The following is a 17,805-nucleotide window of genomic DNA, read 5'->3' on the forward strand; positions in this document are numbered from 1 at the left end:
CTTTATAATATATGGCTATATTTCTACAGGACTAATTTTTCAATCCTATTTCTTCCATTTGATTTAGCCAAGTACAAAGCCTCATCAGCAATTTTAAAACATTTTTCAAACTCTTCTTCTGTGCTTCCCTTAAATTTAGTTAACCCAAAACTCATAGTAATTCTAATGTAATTATTATCAAACAGTATTTCATTCTTTTCTATTTTTTCTCTTATTTCGCTAGTAATTACTTCCGCATTTTCAATGGAAGTACTCGAAAATAAAATAATAAATTCTTCTCCACCCCATCTTGCTGCCAAATCAACTTTTCTAATACTTTCCCCTATTATTTCTGCAGTTTTTTGCAATACCACATCTCCAGCCTTATGTCCATATTTATCATTGATAGCTTTAAAGTAATCAATATCCATTATTGCTATAATTGCTTCTTTCTTTTCATACAATTTATTTTCTATGATATCTCTTTTTATAGCGGTCTCAAAATATCTTCTGCTAAATAAATTAGTCAAAGCATCATAATTAGAAATATATTCTAGCTTCTTATTAGTTTCTTCCAAAACAATATTTTTTACCATAATATTAACCTGGCTTTCATAAATTAGCTTTGACATAATTAAAATGCAAAAGTAGAATGTTGTACTATTGACAATGTTACTTAAAAGTATTCCTGAATTCTTTTGAAATATTAAGGATAAGCATATAAAAATAGCATGTGGTATAGAATATACTAAGTAATTTCTTGGTGGTTTTATTAATGCCAGAATCCCACATAACATCAAACCTGTAATATATGATGTTATCTGCCCAACTGTAATTTGGTCAAGCACGCTTATAAAAGCTAGAAATATCATGAAAAACAATATTGAAATTTCAGTAATTAAGTATGGTACTTTGTTATTTTCATTTTTTCTATAATTCTTTAATATGAAAAATACAGTTGAACTTGTAACAAGAATAAAAAAATGAAAAATGAAATACATTACGTAAATAAATAAATTACCATTACTCTTACTTATTGATGGGATATCATGAAAAACAATTAATAATAATTCAATAATACTAGTTACTATACTAAATATAAAAAAACGCCTATAATTTATTTTCCTTATTTCATTATCAACCTCATTAATATGTTCTAGAGTTATTCCTAAATTATCTTGATCAGTATTAATTCCAAAGAATTTATTAAGCATCTAATTTTCCCCTTATCAATTAAATTTTTGGAGTACCTAAAGATATAAAGATAAACCACTGTGAAACTTCAAATTTATTTTTACCAAAATGCCGTCTTCTGGGCATTATTGTGCACATAAATTTCAATAGTTGAACTGGTATATCTATACTTGTTATTTATTATTACTTAAAAATTCATAGAAGCTTAAAACTATTTTTATAATAATCAATTACTCCTTCTTTTTTCATTCTAGAAAGTTCTCTTGAAAGAGCACTGCGTTCCACATTAATGTATTCTGCCATACCATTTCTATCAAGTGGTATATTGAAAGTATTGCTCTCCTTCTCTTTTGCCACTCTTTTTAAATATGCCAGTACTTTTTCCCTTACAGTTGATTTTATCAAGCAATCATTTCTATCATGTAAAATCATAGCTTTTTCTGCTACAGCATCAATTAAATTGCACAGCAGAATACTATGTTTAGGGCAAGCCTTATCAGCAATAAAATTTTTAATAGGAATAAAAAGTACGCAAAGTTGCTCTTGGGCCTCCACGGATACTGGACTCTTACGATTTTTACTAGCAGCTAATAAAATTCCAATAAAACTTCCGGGCTTTAAAATAGTTATAATCGATACTTTACCTGATTCTTCTCGCTTAATAGATCGCCCTGAACCTGACAATAAAATACCAATATCATTTACTACACTGCCTTCACCTATAACCATCTCATCCTTTTTGTATTTGACAAATCTAGCGTGCATATATTTAATTATTTTTTCGATTTCTTTGCCATTAATTCCGTAAAAAAGACTTGTTTGTTCTAAAACTTTTATATAATCTATCATCATTTTATTACGTTGCCTATGCAACATACCTCCTAACTAAATTGTAATACAATAAATTCGTGGTAGCAAGACAAGCCTTGTAATATCCAATATTACACAATCTTTCACTTGCTTATTTGTTAATTGTTCTAAATCAAATATACAATGGGATTGTTGCACTAATTATTCAATTCGTAATATTTAAAATGACTTTGTGCTACAGCCCCATTAAGGAGGTAAACATGAATAAACAAATTAAATTTATAACAACTATAGGACTTTTAATGGCACTTACTATTGTATTTCAAGTATTAAGCAAAATTATACCATTAGGAGCATTTAGTAATTTCATAACTGGTTCTTTAGTGAACATGTGTCTTATTATTTCAGCTTCAGTAACTGGAATATTAGGTGGTTCAATTATAGGTATCCTCACACCTTTTATTGCGCTTTTAACAGGTTCACCTGTACCAATAGTATTTATTCCATTAATATCACTCTGTAACTTTTCATTGATTTTATCATTTTCCCTGCTTAAAAAAAGAAAAATTATAAATATAGTAGTACCAGCAATTATCAAAACTTCCCTACTCTATTTATCAATTAATATTATGATTTCACTTATGAAATTTGCTCCTAAAAAGGCAAAAATGTTATTATATCTATTTGGTTGGCCTCAATTTATTACTGCTATAATAGGTGGTATTATAGCAACAATTGTATTAAACAGACTTAAAAATCATTTAAGTTTATCTCTATGAGGAAAGTGGAATGAATAATTTATTTACGATTTTCTTTTATATTATTACAGTTTTTTTATTAACTTTATCTTTTATAAAAAGCAAAGCGAAAACAATCTTATCCTTAAAAAGAGCATTGAAAATGCTTTTTAATGTATTCCCACAATTTCTTGCTATACTATTACTTATGGGACTTTTACTTGCTTTTGTAGATGCTCAAACAATCCAAAACATTATTGGAACAAAGTCTGGCATTTTTGGAATGCTTTTAGCTTCGCTCCTTGGTTCTATCTCTTTAGTTCCTGTTTTAATTGCATTTCCAATTGCTTCAAGGCTATTAGAAAATGGTGCTGGAATAATTCAAATAACAGTTTTTATATGTACACTTACTTCAGTTGGAATTGTTACATTGCCTCTTGAAAGTAAGTATTTGGGTAAAAAGATAGCAATTCTTCGTAATACGCTATTTTATATATCTGCATTCGTAATTGCTTTAATTATGGGAGTGGTATTATCATGAAAAAATTTCTTTTAAAAAATAAATTTCTTATATTAGCTATAGTAATAAATCTTTTTGCAATATTATTTTCCCCTAAAATAGGCAAAAGCTCTTTAATTTTCACTAGCAATAATTTTATTGACTTTTTATTTATGTTAACTCCAATTTTTATATGTATTGGATTACTTGATGAATGGATATCAAAAGATACAATGATAAAAATTATAGGTAAAAAATCTGGTTTGATGGGTATTCTAATTTCGTTTTTACTCGGAGTAATTACTGCTGTTCCTCTATACGCTCTACTACCGGTAGCAGGTGTTTTACTCAAAAAAAACAGCAAAATTTCAAATGTGCTAATTTTTATATGTTCAAGCGCTAGTATTAGAATTCCACTGTTGCTTTTTGAAGCTTTATCTATGGGATGGAAATTTACCTTAACAATGCTTGTTACAAATATTTTTATAGTTATAATTATTGCTTTTTTAATCGAAAAAACATTGACATACAGCGATAAGAAAGAACTTTACGCTAATAGCCAATTACTCTAAAATACTTATATTTTTTACATGCTGCTATACATATCTTTTAAAGTCTTATTTTTAATAAAACCCATATGCAAGCATAAGCCAACAATTTTATTTGTTGGCTTATATAACATAACTTTTGAACTATTATGTAAAGCGCCACTGCTTAGGATTGTACATTATTCAAATTGACAAAAGCTTATTAGATAAATATAATGTTAAATATAGCTAAATAAATTACATTTAACCTTTATATTAAATAAAAGGTTATAATCCCTAAACTTAGCTTATAAATGCTTCAAAACGAATTGTAGGGATAATAATTATATGTCTTAAGAAAGGTTGTGTACAAATGAATAAATCAAATATTGTAATAACAATTAATCGTCAATTTGGCAGTGGCGGAAGATATTTAGGTGGTAAGCTTGCTGAAAAGTTAAGCTTTTTATATTTGGATCGTGAGATTGTTAAAGAGGCAGCTCAAGATTTAGGAACTTATGTTGAAAATCTAGAAGATAGTGATGAAAAACAAAGTTCCCTATGGAAATCATTAGTGTCATCCTTTGCAATTGGAGGCCTTGAATGCGTTCCCGATGTACAAGTTATATCAGATAAAAAAGCACATAAAGCAGAATCAAATTTTATTACAAAAGTTGCCAATGAAAAGTCAGCTGTAATAATAGGAAGAGGAGGATCTTATATTCTCCAAAATCATCCAAGACATGTAAGTATATTCTTAAATGCTGATATTGAGTTTCGTAAAAAACGAATTCAAGAAGAACTTAAACTTTCTGAAAAGGAAACTTTACAATTAATATCAAAAACAGATAAAGAAAGATTAAAATATTTCAAAGCACTTACTGGTGAAGATATGTATAATGCTTGTGGATACAATCTGTCTATTGATACTGGAAAGCTTGGCCTTGAAAAAAGTATAGATATTATTATGGAGTATTTGAAAGAAAGATTTGGATATGATATAAAATAATTTGTACAAGTTAAGGGTCTGTCTCACTAATTCTGCATAGAAATATTTGTGTTTAAATGCCATAAAAATATGCTACTCCTAAGTGACAAGTTTTTTATTATTTCACTTGTCTATATAGAAGTTAGCATATCATCTCCAGCTGAAATGGTTCAATTATCCATACGTTTTCAGTATAAAATCATTTAAAGTCTTATTTTTAATAAAACCCATATGCTCATAAATATCTATAGCCGGATTACCCTTATTAGCATATAATCTAGTAGTGGAATATTTGGTTCTTTATAAATAAGCTTTATGCTATCCCCTAAATCAACATCTTTCATTTCACAATTCATTATAATTCCTCCACTTCGTCATAGATACAAAATTATTACAAGTTGTACATCTATAAATATACTACAAATTGAAATTTTACAAAACTAGGTACATTAAATAAATAATGCATACTATTGCTTTTTTACCAAATATATGATATTCTACATTCAAAGCTTAATAATAAATTTTAGGCGAAAGGAGTGTTATTGTGCAAAAGTTTTATGAGGTGATTTTTAAATAATTGCATATAGGTTCAAAGGTATTTTTAAAGATAGGCTACTTGAGAATTAAAATTTTATTTGTATTAAATTCTATTTTTTTAGGTATTATAATACACATAAATTTCAATAGTTGCTCTAGGAGTAATTAGTATACTCTTTATTTGTTGTGCCTTTTGAACGATTTCGATTTAACCTTTCGTTTTTAATAAAGGGAAATTAATATGAAACTCAATTTATTCATTTTCAAAAACGCTAATTTTAAAGGTGTTGTTGTTTTTGTATAAATTAATATTTCAATGGTTTTCCTAACGGTTTGTATTAAATGCACGGTACTGGTTAGCGTGTTTTTTTATTGCCTAAATTAGACACGTAGATATGAAACTTGAAACAGCGAAATTGCAAATTCAAAATATATCCTGTTAAATTACAATTTTTAGAGCAGAGTACAGAGTACAGTGAAGGATGATTTACCTTTCGCTTCTCTCATGTAAATCTTAAACTTAATGTTGTCAGCTTCGCTGAGCACCATGTATGACTCAATTGCGCAGCAATAAAAAAATAAGTTTTCAGATTTTTCGCAGTGCTAACGGAGAAAAATCATCCTTCGTTGTACTCTGTACTCCGTACTCCGTACTCTATGTTAAATTGTAATTTGTAAGGATAACCTTTATATTTGAAATTTCGATTTTTTAAGCAGTTTATCTTTACCACAGTAGGTTAGTCTTACTGTGGTATTTTTTTATACTTTTTTACTCAAATACTTTTAGCCTAATGCTAATTTATCTATAAGAGGATGTGAAAAAAGGTATTCTATATGTTTTACTATACCGCACATAAAGCCTTATGAACGGCTCATAAAAAAGAATACCTATATTTTTCACATGCTCTTATAACTCATATAACTTATTTTAAAATCATACAAATTTTTAAGCTTTAAAATTATATATCATAGAAAAGGAGACTTTATGAGTTTAGAAAAGTTAGGCTGGAACGCATATTTTGAAGATAATTTCAAAATCTACCAAGGCAAGGGATTTGTTGCAGCAAGAGTAGTAAATCAGCAAAAAGGTAACTATATTGTACGCTCGGAAAATGGTGATTTAAACTGTAAACTAAGCGGAAAATTTATGTACAATTCAGATGTAAAAAAGGATTATCCTACAGTTGGTGATTGGGTTGCAATTAAAACAATTAATGATACTGAGGCTATTGCATATGCTCTATTACCAAGAAAAAATTACTTTGCACGTAAGCTTGCTATATCAGGTGGAAGAAAAATTAAAAATAATATTATTGTTGGTGGAAATATAGAAGAACAAATTATAGGTTCAAATATAGATATTGCTTTTATTGTATGCGGTCTTGATAATAATTTTAATATAGGCAGAATTGAAAGATATATTACATTAGTTCTGAGCAGCACCGCAAAGCCTGTAATACTCTTAAATAAGTGCGACCTTTGCAATAATGTATCTGATTATGTAGACCAAATACATTCTATTGCTGCAAACATAGAAGTTTACCCCATAAGTGTATTAAATAATATTAATATGGATGCGCTTTATAAATTTTTAAATTGTGGTACAACAGTTGTATTCATTGGTTCTTCTGGAGTAGGCAAATCCACTATTATTAATTATCTTTTTCACAATGAAGTACAAAAAACAAGTGCTATAAGTAGTTCCAATGGTAAAGGAAGACACACTACCTCAAGCAGCCAGCTTCTACAGCATAGTTCTGGGTGCGTAGTTATTGATACTCCAGGTACTAAAGAACTGCAGTTATGGGCTGATGAGGATGTCCTTTCACAAAGTTTTGAAGATATTACTTCATTAATAAGCCAATGTAAGTATAGTAACTGTAAGCATGATAAAGAACCTGGATGTGCAATAAAAAAGGCTATTGAATGTGGAACCTTAAGCATTGAAAGATTTAATAGTTACAAAAAACAACTAAGGTAACTTGAAACTCTAAAAGATAATAAAAAATCCTATTACAAGAACAGAACAAATAAATTTAAGAAAAGAGGTTAAATTTAATGTTAAAATTAAAATACTTATTTCATAATAAAGATTTAGCTGAGATGATACTTAAAAATTGGGAGTATGATTGCGATGATCCTGATCTTTTAAAATATTATAGAACTTCGTCAAATGCAGTTTATTGGTGTAAAAATAATGGAAATATTTTTTTCCTTAGATTTGCACCTGACGAAGAAAAAGACAAAGAAAACATACTTGCTGAACTTGAATTTTTGAATTATTTAAAAAGCAATGGTTATTCATCAGTAGAAACTATACTATCTAAAGCTGGCAATGAACTTGAAGTTGCAAATACGCCTTGGGGAAAATATTATGCTGTTGCATTTAAAAAAGCATCAGGTATGTCACTTGATAGAATGCCTTTAACAAAGGCTATAGTCTTTGGCTTTGGTAAAGCTCTAGGCAAGTTGCACAAGCTAAGCAGTGAATTTACTCCAATAAATAACAAGCGTAATACTTGGAAAGAAGAAATGGATTGGATGGAAAATATATTAACAACTTTTCCAAATGAAACTGATGCAAAAAACGAATTATCCATACTTAGAGATTACTTTTCAAAGTTACCTGCCACAAAAGATAACTTTGGACTTGTTCACTACGATTTTGAGCTTGACAACGTCTTTTACGATGAAGCTTCAAAAACCTTTACAGCAATAGATTTCGATGATTCCATGTATAACTGGTATGCATTAGATATTGAACAATCCTTAGACAGTTTAAAAGAAGAAATCTCAGAGGATCAAATAGAAGCTTTAACCACTGAATTTATTAATGGTTACCGCTTGGAGTATGATATTTCAGATGAAATGCTTAAATTACTACCTATTTTCAGAAGATATAGTAATTTATATGGCTATGTTAGAGTTCTTCGCTCCTCAAAAGAAAAGTGGGACAATGAACCTGATTGGTTGGTAAGTTTTAGAGCTAAACTAGAGAAAGCTTTAAATGATAAAAAAGCTGGATTTACAATGCCACTTTAGGAAACCTTTTTTCAAAGTACAAAGTATAAATTACTCTGTACTTTGTACTTTGCCATATCCCCTATAATTCTCTTGCCCATTTTGCTATTTCTTTAATATGCTCTGGCGTGGTTCTGCAGCAGCCCCCAATTAGTGAAGCTCCACATTTATACCAAAGCTTAGCACTACTTCCATAGCACTGAACATCTGAATGTCCATTCCACTCCTTGTGCTGTGCATCATATTCTTCTCCAGAGTTTGGATACACCACAATTGGCTTATCTGTGACATTTTTTATCTCTGTAATAAGTTCTGAAACATACTTAGGTGCTGTACAATTGATACCAATTGCCGCCACATTAGGATAAGCCTTCAATTCCTCTGCACACTGAGAGATTAACGTACCATCACTTATTTCCAAGCCATTTTTGCAGCTAAAACTAATCCAAGCATATGTACCTTGAAATTCAGAAAGCAGCTTAGCTATAGCTTTTGCTTCAGTAAGATTAGGTATTGTCTCACAGGCAAGTATATCAGCTCCTGCCTCTATTAATATTTTCATTCTTTCTCTATGAAACTCCATCAGCTCATCCTCGGATATTTTATAATCTCCTCTATACTCCGAACCATCTGCAAGATAAGCTCCGTAAGGTCCTACAGAAGCTGCAACTAAAGGATATGGTCTATCCTCTTTATTCTCTAATTCCTCAAAGAATTCATTTCTTGCTGCCACTGCAAGCTCTACTGACCTTTTAATTAAATCTTTAGCTTCTGAGCTGCTGAAGCCTTTTTTCACAAAGCCTTCTATGGTTGCTTGATAGCTTGAAGTAATAGCTACATCCGCACCCGCTTTAAAATAGTCGTAATGAACCTGCTTAATTACTTCTGGTTTTTCTGCTAATATCTTTGCAGACCAAAGAGAATCATTTATATCATATCCCCTGTTTTCTAACTCTGTTGCCAAGGCTCCATCTAATATAATAACCTTATGTTTTTTTAAAATCTTCTCTATTGGATTTATAAATTCCATAAAATTTTCTCCCTTCACCTAAGTATATTTAATCTTCTTTGTATTCAAAATTGCATTCCTGCAGGGGAACAATCTTTGTTTTCTTTGCAAATTTATATCCAAAATATAAGAGTATAAATATAGGAATACATACATAGTTAGTTATAAAATCAAACCAACTAAAAGTATCTGCCTGAAATACCCATATATTTGCCCCAAATATAACAATTATACACATAACCACAGCTATAATAGGTCCAAATGGATAAAACTTAGCTTTAAATTTCAAATCCTTAAGATCTTTTCCTTGTGCTACATAAGCTTTTCTAAACCTATAATGGCAAATTCCTATACCAAGCCATGCAAAAAAAGCTGTTATTCCAGAAGCATTATATAATATGTAATATATCTTACCATCTCCAATTAAAGATGCAAAAAATGCAATACAGGCAACTAATGTTGTAGCATAAACTGCGTTAGTAGGAATTCCCCTTTTATTAACCTTACACAAAAATTTAGGTGCTTTTCCTTCCTTTGATAGTGAATATAGCATACGTGATGCTACATATAATCCAGAATTTCCACAAGAAAGCACAGAGGTTAATATGACTGCGTTCATCAAACTTGCTGCAGCTGCTAGTCCACACTTTTGAAATACCATGGTAAAGGGACTATATGCAATACTATCTGCACCATTTTTAAGTAAGTTTTTATCTGTAAAAGGAACTAAGAAACCAATTACTAAAATTGCTCCTATATAAAATAGTAAAATTCTAAAAAATACAATCTTTATTGCCTTAGGAACATTTTCTTCTGGATTTTCTGATTCTCCAGCTGCAAGTCCAACAATTTCAGTTCCTGAAAAAGAAAAACCAGCAACTAAGAAAACATTTATGAGGGCCGCTGCTCCACCAACAAAAGGTGCTTTCTTTCCGTGACCATCTGACAATACCCAATTGCTAAAACCAGGCGAAGCATTATTAAAAATACCAAATATCATCAGCACTCCTACTATAAGAAATATTATTACTGTAACTACCTTAATACTTGCAAACCAGTATTCACTTTCACCATAAGCTTTAGCCGATAGCATATTTAGAATAAAAATGACAACTAAAAACAGCACACTCCACAAAGTAGTATTAGTATGCGGAAACCAAAACTTAACTATAATTGAACCCGCTACAAGTTCAGCTGCAACACATATCGCCCAGCAAAACCAATAGTTCCAACCTAAAGTAAAGCCTAATGCCGGATCAACAAATCTGCTAGCGTAGGTTTCAAAGGAACCTGAAATTGGTAACTTTGTTGACATTTCTCCAAGCGATGTCATTAAAAAATAAACTATAATTCCCATTATTAAATATGCCAAGATGGCACCACCTGGTCCTGCTGTGCTTACCGCACTTCCACTTGCAAAGAAAAGCCCTGTTCCTATAGAACCACCTATAGCAATCATATTCATATGCCTTGCTGTTAATCCTCTTTTAAGCGTATTTTTTTCTTTTGCCTGTGAATTCATTTTAACACCCCTTGCATATAACTTGTTTTCAGTTATGATATAATTTTTATTACATTATATCATAACTTTTTTCCAACTGCCGCAAGATATATTACAAATTCCTCTTCTGCACAAAGTTTTGTATCTATTTTATCTATTTCAAACATAAAAAGAAGTTTATGCTCTACAGGAAGATATCTATAAACTCCCTTTTTTTAACTCTTCCACATTCACAATTATTGCGAACTAATTTAATCAATTCACAATTCACAGTTCACAATGCACAATGAAGGATGATTTACCTTCCTTACGTCAGATAAATCTAAAACTTAAATATTATAAGCTTCGCTTAGCACCATAAATGGTGCTATTGCGAAAGCAATAAAAAAATTAAATTTAAGATTTTCTGTAACAAAGCGGAAGAAAATCACCCTTCATTGTGAATTGTGCATCGTGAATTGTGAATTGATTTAGTTCGCATTTTTTAATTTTAGCGTACTATCCTCTTATTTATATTTTTCCTCAAGTGCCTCTAACATTTTAATATATTTATCCTGTACACCTGCTCTATTCGTTTCTTTTTCAAACTCATCACACTCAGCATTTACTTCATCTAAAGTTTCTTTACTAAGTTCTCTCTTAGCGAAAGTGTATACAACATTATCTTCTTTATCTATATGCCTATTTAATAAATTTGTATAACCTATAGCATTAGCTATTATATCAAGTTTTGCCTCTTCATCACCAGCTTTGGCTTTGCTAAGTGCCTCCTCAAGCTCACTCATGTACAGTCTTCCAAAATCGTGCTCTACAAGCATTCCATACTTGACTAATTTTTCAGCTGGTCCGCCAATTTCATCTATCATTCTATTAAACAAGAATTTTTCTTCCTTTCCATGATGATGCTTATCTGCATAATTTCTTACAAAATCAATCATCATCTCAAAATCCTTATAATCAGCTTCCTTTTCCTTTATAATATCTAGGCAAGCTTTTCTAATAACCACAAGCATTCTTTTTATATTTTTATGTTCATCTATCATTAAAACAATTCCATCCATAAAATCAACCCTTTCTTATTATATTGTTGCCATCTTCTTCTCTATAGTATTTATATCCAGAACCACTTTCACTTAGAAAACCATCTATCCATGCAGCTACAAAATAATCAAAATTATTAACCTCTCCATGCACTTCATCCCAATAAGCTTTGTGTAAATCCCTTGTTGTTTTCCATACAATCTTATTTTGTTCATTTTCAGTAACTTCATTCACCCTGTCACATGGCATTCCCTCTAACATATGATCAAAAATTAAATTGAAAAATTCCTCTGCTGTGCCTTCACTTATCCCAAGTTCTTTCATGGAGTTTACTCCATTTTTATAAAATATATCTTTAATGTCTTCTTTATTAATAACACCATTATTTAATAATTCGGTTACAACATACGCTAATCTGCTTTCTACACTTGTTATTCTTTCTTGAAGCCACCCATGGATATTACTGTGTTCTATATTATCTTCAAGAGAGCCTTTTATAGGGAAACCATATTTAGAATAGCTTTCATTTATAAGCCTAACACTGTCATAACCGTTTTTTTCAGCTAACTCAGCTATATTTTCTATTAACTCTTCATGTAATTGAATTTTATTGTACAACCAATAATGAATTTTTCCTAAAAATGCGCTCATTTACTTTCCTCCTTCTATTTCACCGAATTGTTTAAAGCTTTAACAAGTTCTTCAACATTTATTCCATGAACCATACATGCCTCTTCTATTGTTTCCGCTTGTGCTGATGGACATCCTACGCAGCCCATTCCAAAACTAAATAAAACTTCTACACTATCTGGATAATTTCTAACAACCTCGCCAATTGTCATTTCTTTTAAAATTTTCATATATATTTTCCTCCATTAAAGATATACCATGTAAAACTTCAAAATTAATTTGTATCAAAATGCCATCTTCAAAGCATTATGATGCAAATTGATTTTGGTAGTTGAACTGGTATATCTATATTCTTAAATTTATGTTTTAATTTTTGGATATGTTTTACTGAATTTATGCTATTATTATATAATTAACTTTTTTTTAATTCGGTATCCTGGGTTACGAAAATAAATTTAAACTTTAATTAATAAAGTTAATTTTTTTTAACATTATTTATATCAAATTAATTGTATAAATATAGTTTATGTAGTAAAATGTTAATGTCATTCTATAATATTCATATTTTATTCATATATAAGGGGGAAAAATAATGAAAAAAAAGTTTACAGCTTACATAGTATCAATAATGATGATTGTAAGCCTTTTAGGAATTCAAACTCCTGTTCATGCTGATGCTACTGCTACTTCAAGTGCACCAGTAAATATCACAATCTTCCACACAAACGATATGCATAGCCGTGTGTTAGATGCTTACAAAAACAATGTTCTTACTCAAATTGGTTCTGATTACGTTTCTGCAATAAAAAAGAGTGTACCAAATTCACTTCTTATTGATGCAGGTGATGCAACTCAAGGACTTCCTTTTGCAACTCTTACTAAGGGTGCAGATGTAATAAATCTAATGAATGCAGCAGGATATGACGGTATGGTACTTGGAAACCATGAATTTGATTATGGACAAGATAATACCTTATCTAATGCAAAGCTTGCAAACTTCCCTGTCGTTTCAGCCAATACAATTAAAAATGGCAAACCTTTCTTAGATGGCGTAAATGGAAATAATGGATGTGACTTTATAAAAACAGTTAATGGTTTAAAGGTTGGTTTCTTTGGAATAACAACACAAGAAACTTCTTATAAGACTAATCCAGCAAATATAATAGGTATTACTTTTCAAGACCCTATTGCCACAGCAAAAACAGAAGTTGCAAAGCTTAAATCAGAAGGTGCTTCTGTAATAATTGCTATAGCTCATATTGGGGACGATCCTTCAAGCAATCCTATAAGTTCTGATGTTGCTAAAAATGTAGATGGAATTACTGCTATAATCGACGGCCATAGTCATACCTTAGAAAATACTGTAGTTAATAACACTCTTATAGTTCAAACTGTTTGCTATAGTGCTAATCTAGGAAGACTAGATATTAAAGTAGCTTCTGATGGTAAAGTTACAGCTTCTGAAAACATGATATCTGCTGCAGATGCTACTAAATACACTCCAGACAGTACTGTTTCTACTTTAGCTGCTCAAATAAATGCAAAACAACAAAAACTTTTTGCAACAAAAATAGGACATACTTCAACTGCACTTTGGGCTGGAACTGTAAATGACCAATCTGTTGCAAGAATAGGTGAAACAAACCTAGGTGATTTAGTTGCTGATGCTATGAAAGATAGTGCTAATTCACAAGTTCAAGGCACAGAATTTCAAAATCTTCCAATTGTATCTCTAGAAAATGGCGGTGGCGTACGTGATTCCATACCTGAAGGTGATATTACACAAGGTCAAATTTCAACTATATTGCCTTTTGGAAACATACTATCACTTAAAGAAGTAACACCTGCTATTTTATATCAAGTAATTGAAAATGGTGTTTGTCACGTTGTATCTCAAGACCAAACTACTGGCGTGCTTACTGGTGCTGATGGCCGTTTCCCACAAGTAGCTGGTATTAGATTTGAATATGACCCTACAAAACCTTCACTTAATCGTGTTAACAAGATATATCTTTTAAATGCTGATGGTTCGGACAAGCAATTGCTTGATAAAAATGATACTACTACTAAAATAGTATTAGCTTCAAACGACTATGAAGTAAGTGGTGGAGATGGCTATACTATGCTTGGAAGCTTAAAGAACATAGGAGAAGGCGCATCTTTAGATGGAATAGTTGCTAAATATATAACTAACTTAACACAAAAGGGAAATGGAACTTTCTCTTACCCAATGGTTCAAGGAAGATCAAAGGTTGTATCAAATTATGTTTACAAACCATACACAGCAACTTTAACTTTGGTTGGAAGTGATTCAAAAAATTTAGCAAATGCTACGGTTCTTTATTCTATTGACAAAAGCAATGTTTTATCTGGAACTACAGATTCCAAAGGAGTATTAAAAATAAGCAATATTCCTTCTGGTTCACATACTGTAAATATCTTAACTTCTGGTGCAGCTGCTGATGCTTATATAAGTGATTTAATCGGTTCTGGTACAGCAACTCCAGTTACAGTTAATTTACAAACAGCAAATTCTTACGCAGCAGAAAAAGTTACAGATATAATTAATAAAATTTCAAACAAAGTATCACCAGCAGATAAAACTGCTATTGCCACTGCAAGGTCAGCCTACAATCTATTAACTCCTGCACAAAAAAGTTTAGTAACAAATTACACTAAGCTTACTGCCGCAGAAGCAGCAACTAATCCTGCTTCAAATACTACAACTACAACAACACCTACTTCAACTAAAACTACTGGATCAACTACACAGTCAGTTTCAGGTTCAAAATTACCTAAAACTGGTTCATTTATGGATGCTAACTTGCTTATTGATTTAGGAGCATTAGTAGTTCTTTTAGGAATTATGCTATTTGTTGCTAGTGAAGTAAGACGTAGAAATAAAAAGTGTGCTTAATACTTTATTAAGGATAAAAATGTTACTACATTGAATTTTATTTAGTAGTTAAATCTTAAATATTGAGCATTAAATCAATGCACAATTCACAATGAAGGATGATTTACCTGACGAAAGGAAGGCAAATCATCCTTCATTGTGCATTGTGAACTGTGAATTGTGAATTGTTTTAATTGTTTTGCAATACTTTTAGGTTGTTAATTAAGTATAGATGCAATTTATTAACTTTATACTCTTTGATATATTTGGCTATTGTAATATTAATAATTTATTAATATTAATGTGTTATAGTAATTGAAAGGAGGTTTAACTTATATGAAAACTAATTTAAATTTATTAAAGAAAATCAAAAGCAATAAATTTTCAATCTACATATTGCTATTATTAATCTTTTTCTTACTGCTTTTTTATTTTGGAGATAGAAACGAAGGGCTTTATAAGAGAACAATAGCTAAAGTATTATCTGTATCTAACACTAATGTTAAATCTAGCAGCACAAATGTTTTAACAGAACCACTTACAAAACAAAAAATTACTGCTGTAATAATGAATGGTACCTTTAAAGGTCAAAAAATATCCCTTGAAAATACAACCTCATATTCACAGGCTAGAGATTTTAAGCTAACTAAAGGTAACGAGGTTTTTATTTCTATAAAATTAAATTCTAAAAATAAAATATCCTCAGCAAGTATATTAGATTTAAAGCGTGATAAATACCTAATATATATAGTAGCGATATTTATACTCTTAATTTTAATCATAGGTCGTTTAAAGGGTTTAAAATCTCTAAGCAGTGTATTACTTAATATTGCAATTTTTTCTATAGCCATCGAACTTTTTATGGCTGGTGTTAACTTGGTAGTTGCTTGTATAATTGCCAGTGTGCTTTTCATAGTCTTATCGCTTATCATAGTATGTGGAATAAATAAAAAGGCAGCTTCAGCCATAATAGGAACTCTCTTAGGAACGTCCATAACTATGCTTATAGCCATGATAGTAATACTTACAAACTCAGCAAATGGAATTCACTTTGAGGAACTAAACTTTTTAAATCATCCGCCTAAACCTATTTTTTACATGGAGATACTTATAGGTACGCTTGGTGCAATAATGGATATAGCTGTTTCAATTTCCTCTTCTATAGGTGAAATTTTTTTACAAAATCCATCTATTGAAACAAAATCTCTTATTAACTCAGGCATGGAAATAGGTAAGGATATCATGGGAACAATGGCAAACACCTTATCCTTTGCATACATAAGTGGAAGCATACCTGTAATAATAGTGCTTATGGCAAATAATTTTTCACTATCAAATATTGTAACCTTAAATATTTCTCTTGAAATTACAAGAGCACTAATTGGCAGTATTGGAATAGTAATCAGCATCCCTGTTTGCATATTTACTTCCATATTCTTTCTTAAAAATAAAAAGATTGGAGGATTTATGAAATCATGAATGTACCTTTTATTCTTTTAATACTTCTTTTAATTTTAATGATAATAATTGGCGGTAAAAGAGGTTTTAGATCCTTTTTAACGTTGATTTTTAATTTTTTAATAATGTTTATCCTGCTTATACTTATAGCTGCGGGCATTGATCCAATTAAAGTAACCATTATAGGGTGTATATTAATAAGCATTATAACTTTGTTTTATATTAATGGCATCAATGTTAAAACTGTATCTTCACTTATAGCTGTAATGCTTGTTGTTTTCTTCACAGCACTTATAACCTATAAAATGGGGAGCAATGCTAAAATCCAAGGGTTTTCCAGTGAGGAAATTGAATCTATAGCCTATCTTTCCTTTTATATTAACGTTGATTTTTCAAAGGTAGTTACAAGCCAGATTCTGCTTGGACTTATTAGTGCCGTTATAGATGTGTCTATTTCTATTTCTTCTTCTATGTATGAACTGTCTAAGCAAAACAGCTCTGTAACAAAAAAAAGCCTTATAAAATCTGGGCTTAACATTGGAAGAGACATTTTAGGTACCATGACTAACACCTTGCTTTTCGCATATATAGGAAGTTTTATGACGCTTATAATATACTTCACTGAGATTCATTCTTCCTTTGCTGATATACTAAATAGTAAGGTATTTTGTTCAGAGGTATTTCAAAGCTTATGCGGAGGTGTTGGTATTATTTTAATCATACCTGTTACTGCTTTTATTATGTCGGAATTTTTGTTTCTTAAGCTGCCCAAAATAAATATATTAGGAGCAAAGGCAGAAAACAAAAAACAAAGTAAAGAGTAGAGTGAGACTACAGTCAAAGTACAAAGTACAGAGTACAAAGTACAATGAAGGATGATTTTTCCCCGCTAGCGCTACGAAAAATCTTAAAACTTAATGCTCACGCAATCTCACCACAATTAGTGTTCAGTGAATATGACGTTATATAAGTTCTAAG

General features: G+C 30.5%; 16 protein-coding genes. 9 read left to right on the top strand and 7 right to left on the bottom strand.

The features are described from left to right. Window positions 1-23: 23 nt before the first annotated feature. Together CUEA01_RS22215 and CUEA01_RS22220 are read right to left on the bottom strand one after the other, a co-directional pair. A complete protein-coding gene (locus CUEA01_RS22215; RefSeq protein ID WP_234124363.1) occupies window positions 24-1,193 on the bottom strand; it encodes a GGDEF domain-containing protein in 1,170 nt (389 codons plus the stop codon). 175 nt (window positions 1,194-1,368) lie between these two features. Continuing rightward, a complete protein-coding gene (locus CUEA01_RS22220) occupies window positions 1,369-2,025 on the bottom strand; it encodes a Crp/Fnr family transcriptional regulator (RefSeq protein ID WP_234124365.1) in 657 nt (218 codons plus the stop codon). A 218-nt stretch (window positions 2,026-2,243) separates the two neighbouring features. On the opposite strand from CUEA01_RS22220, the gene CUEA01_RS22225 reads away from it, so the two are divergent. The 6 genes from CUEA01_RS22225 (at window position 2,244) to CUEA01_RS22250 (ending at window position 8,313) form a co-directional block, all read left to right on the top strand. Continuing rightward, window positions 2,244-2,762, top strand: coding sequence for an ECF transporter S component (locus CUEA01_RS22225; RefSeq protein WP_234124367.1), 519 nt, complete (start codon window positions 2,244-2,246; stop codon window positions 2,760-2,762). A gap of 10 nt (window positions 2,763-2,772) precedes the next feature. Continuing rightward, window positions 2,773-3,261 (top strand): permease, encoded by a 489-nt coding sequence (locus tag CUEA01_RS22230; RefSeq protein WP_234124369.1) that lies wholly within the window; start codon window positions 2,773-2,775, stop codon window positions 3,259-3,261. Then, window positions 3,258-3,791: a permease gene (locus CUEA01_RS22235; protein WP_234124370.1), complete on the top strand. Its 534-nt coding sequence runs from the start codon at window positions 3,258-3,260 to the stop codon at window positions 3,789-3,791. The genes CUEA01_RS22230 and CUEA01_RS22235 overlap by 4 nt, the downstream gene beginning before the upstream one ends. Window positions 3,792-4,119: 328 nt before the next feature. Next, a complete protein-coding gene (locus CUEA01_RS22240; RefSeq protein ID WP_234124372.1) occupies window positions 4,120-4,755 on the top strand; it encodes a cytidylate kinase-like family protein in 636 nt (211 codons plus the stop codon). 1,501 nt (window positions 4,756-6,256) lie between these two features. Further along, complete coding sequence (gene rsgA / locus CUEA01_RS22245; RefSeq protein ID WP_234124374.1) at window positions 6,257-7,252, top strand: ribosome small subunit-dependent GTPase A; 996 nt, start codon at window positions 6,257-6,259, stop codon at window positions 7,250-7,252. Window positions 7,253-7,329: 77 nt separating this feature from the next. Next, entirely contained in the window at window positions 7,330-8,313 is a 984-nt protein-coding gene (locus CUEA01_RS22250) for a phosphotransferase enzyme family protein (protein ID WP_234124375.1), read from the top strand. Window positions 8,314-8,374: 61 nt separating this feature from the next. On the opposite strand, the gene mmuM is transcribed toward CUEA01_RS22250, so the two are convergent. The 5 genes from mmuM to CUEA01_RS22275 form a co-directional block, all read right to left on the bottom strand. Further along, window positions 8,375-9,322 (bottom strand): homocysteine S-methyltransferase, encoded by a 948-nt coding sequence (gene mmuM / locus CUEA01_RS22255; RefSeq protein ID WP_235699989.1) that lies wholly within the window; start codon window positions 9,320-9,322, stop codon window positions 8,375-8,377. Window positions 9,323-9,350: 28 nt separating this feature from the next. Next, window positions 9,351-10,823 carry an amino acid permease gene (locus CUEA01_RS22260; protein WP_234124377.1) on the bottom strand — a complete coding sequence of 491 codons (1,473 nt, stop codon included), beginning with the start codon at window positions 10,821-10,823 and terminating at the stop codon, window positions 9,351-9,353. A 485-nt stretch (window positions 10,824-11,308) separates the two neighbouring features. Continuing rightward, entirely contained in the window at window positions 11,309-11,863 is a 555-nt protein-coding gene (locus CUEA01_RS22265; protein ID WP_234124378.1) for a hemerythrin domain-containing protein, read from the bottom strand. Between the two features lie 4 nt (window positions 11,864-11,867). After that, a complete protein-coding gene (locus tag CUEA01_RS22270; protein WP_234124379.1) occupies window positions 11,868-12,494 on the bottom strand; it encodes a hypothetical protein in 627 nt (208 codons plus the stop codon). A gap of 14 nt (window positions 12,495-12,508) precedes the next feature. Next, window positions 12,509-12,703 (bottom strand): DUF1858 domain-containing protein, encoded by a 195-nt coding sequence (locus tag CUEA01_RS22275; protein WP_234124381.1) that lies wholly within the window; start codon window positions 12,701-12,703, stop codon window positions 12,509-12,511. Window positions 12,704-13,065: 362 nt separating this feature from the next. Here CUEA01_RS22275 and CUEA01_RS22280 point away from each other — a divergent pair, with 362 nt between their 5' ends. The 3 genes from CUEA01_RS22280 (at window position 13,066) to CUEA01_RS22290 (ending at window position 17,651) form a co-directional block, all read left to right on the top strand. Continuing rightward, the gene (locus CUEA01_RS22280) at window positions 13,066-15,390 is read left to right on the top strand and encodes a bifunctional metallophosphatase/5'-nucleotidase (RefSeq protein ID WP_234124383.1); all 2,325 of its coding nucleotides are present in this window, start codon (window positions 13,066-13,068) and stop codon (window positions 15,388-15,390) included. A gap of 315 nt (window positions 15,391-15,705) precedes the next feature. Further along, on the top strand, window positions 15,706-16,848 hold the full coding sequence (locus CUEA01_RS22285) for a YibE/F family protein (protein WP_234124385.1): 1,143 nt from the start codon (window positions 15,706-15,708) through the stop codon (window positions 16,846-16,848). Further along, entirely contained in the window at window positions 16,845-17,651 is an 807-nt protein-coding gene (locus tag CUEA01_RS22290) for a YibE/F family protein (RefSeq protein ID WP_234124386.1), read from the top strand. The genes CUEA01_RS22285 and CUEA01_RS22290 overlap by 4 nt, the downstream gene beginning before the upstream one ends. Window positions 17,652-17,805: the final 154 nt, after the last annotated feature.

Source organism: Clostridium hydrogenum (assembly GCF_021432385.1).
Lineage (GTDB): Bacteria > Bacillota > Clostridia > Clostridiales > Clostridiaceae > Clostridium_S > Clostridium_S hydrogenum.

Bases quoted from the DNA above. Each gene is read 5' to 3' on its own strand.
- CUEA01_RS22235 (WP_234124370.1), top strand. From the start codon at position 3,258: ATGAAAAAATTTCTTTTAAAAAATAAATTTCTTATATTAGCTATAGTA.
- CUEA01_RS22275 (WP_234124381.1), bottom strand. From the start codon at position 12,703: ATGAAAATTTTAAAAGAAATGACAATTGGCGAGGTTGTTAGAAATTAT.
- CUEA01_RS22250 (WP_234124375.1), top strand. From the start codon at position 7,330: ATGTTAAAATTAAAATACTTATTTCATAATAAAGATTTAGCTGAGATG.
- CUEA01_RS22260 (WP_234124377.1), bottom strand. From the start codon at position 10,823: ATGAATTCACAGGCAAAAGAAAAAAATACGCTTAAAAGAGGATTAACA.
- rsgA (WP_234124374.1), top strand. From the start codon at position 6,257: ATGAGTTTAGAAAAGTTAGGCTGGAACGCATATTTTGAAGATAATTTC.
- CUEA01_RS22285 (WP_234124385.1), top strand. From the start codon at position 15,706: ATGAAAACTAATTTAAATTTATTAAAGAAAATCAAAAGCAATAAATTT.
- CUEA01_RS22270 (WP_234124379.1), bottom strand. From the start codon at position 12,494: ATGAGCGCATTTTTAGGAAAAATTCATTATTGGTTGTACAATAAAATT.
- CUEA01_RS22220 (WP_234124365.1), bottom strand. From the start codon at position 2,025: ATGATGATAGATTATATAAAAGTTTTAGAACAAACAAGTCTTTTTTAC.
- CUEA01_RS22280 (WP_234124383.1), top strand. From the start codon at position 13,066: ATGAAAAAAAAGTTTACAGCTTACATAGTATCAATAATGATGATTGTA.
- CUEA01_RS22230 (WP_234124369.1), top strand. From the start codon at position 2,773: ATGAATAATTTATTTACGATTTTCTTTTATATTATTACAGTTTTTTTA.
- CUEA01_RS22240 (WP_234124372.1), top strand. From the start codon at position 4,120: ATGAATAAATCAAATATTGTAATAACAATTAATCGTCAATTTGGCAGT.
- CUEA01_RS22290 (WP_234124386.1), top strand. From the start codon at position 16,845: ATGAATGTACCTTTTATTCTTTTAATACTTCTTTTAATTTTAATGATA.
- CUEA01_RS22215 (WP_234124363.1), bottom strand. From the start codon at position 1,193: ATGCTTAATAAATTCTTTGGAATTAATACTGATCAAGATAATTTAGGA.
- CUEA01_RS22265 (WP_234124378.1), bottom strand. From the start codon at position 11,863: ATGGATGGAATTGTTTTAATGATAGATGAACATAAAAATATAAAAAGA.
- CUEA01_RS22225 (WP_234124367.1), top strand. From the start codon at position 2,244: ATGAATAAACAAATTAAATTTATAACAACTATAGGACTTTTAATGGCA.
- mmuM (WP_235699989.1), bottom strand. From the start codon at position 9,322: ATGGAATTTATAAATCCAATAGAGAAGATTTTAAAAAAACATAAGGTT.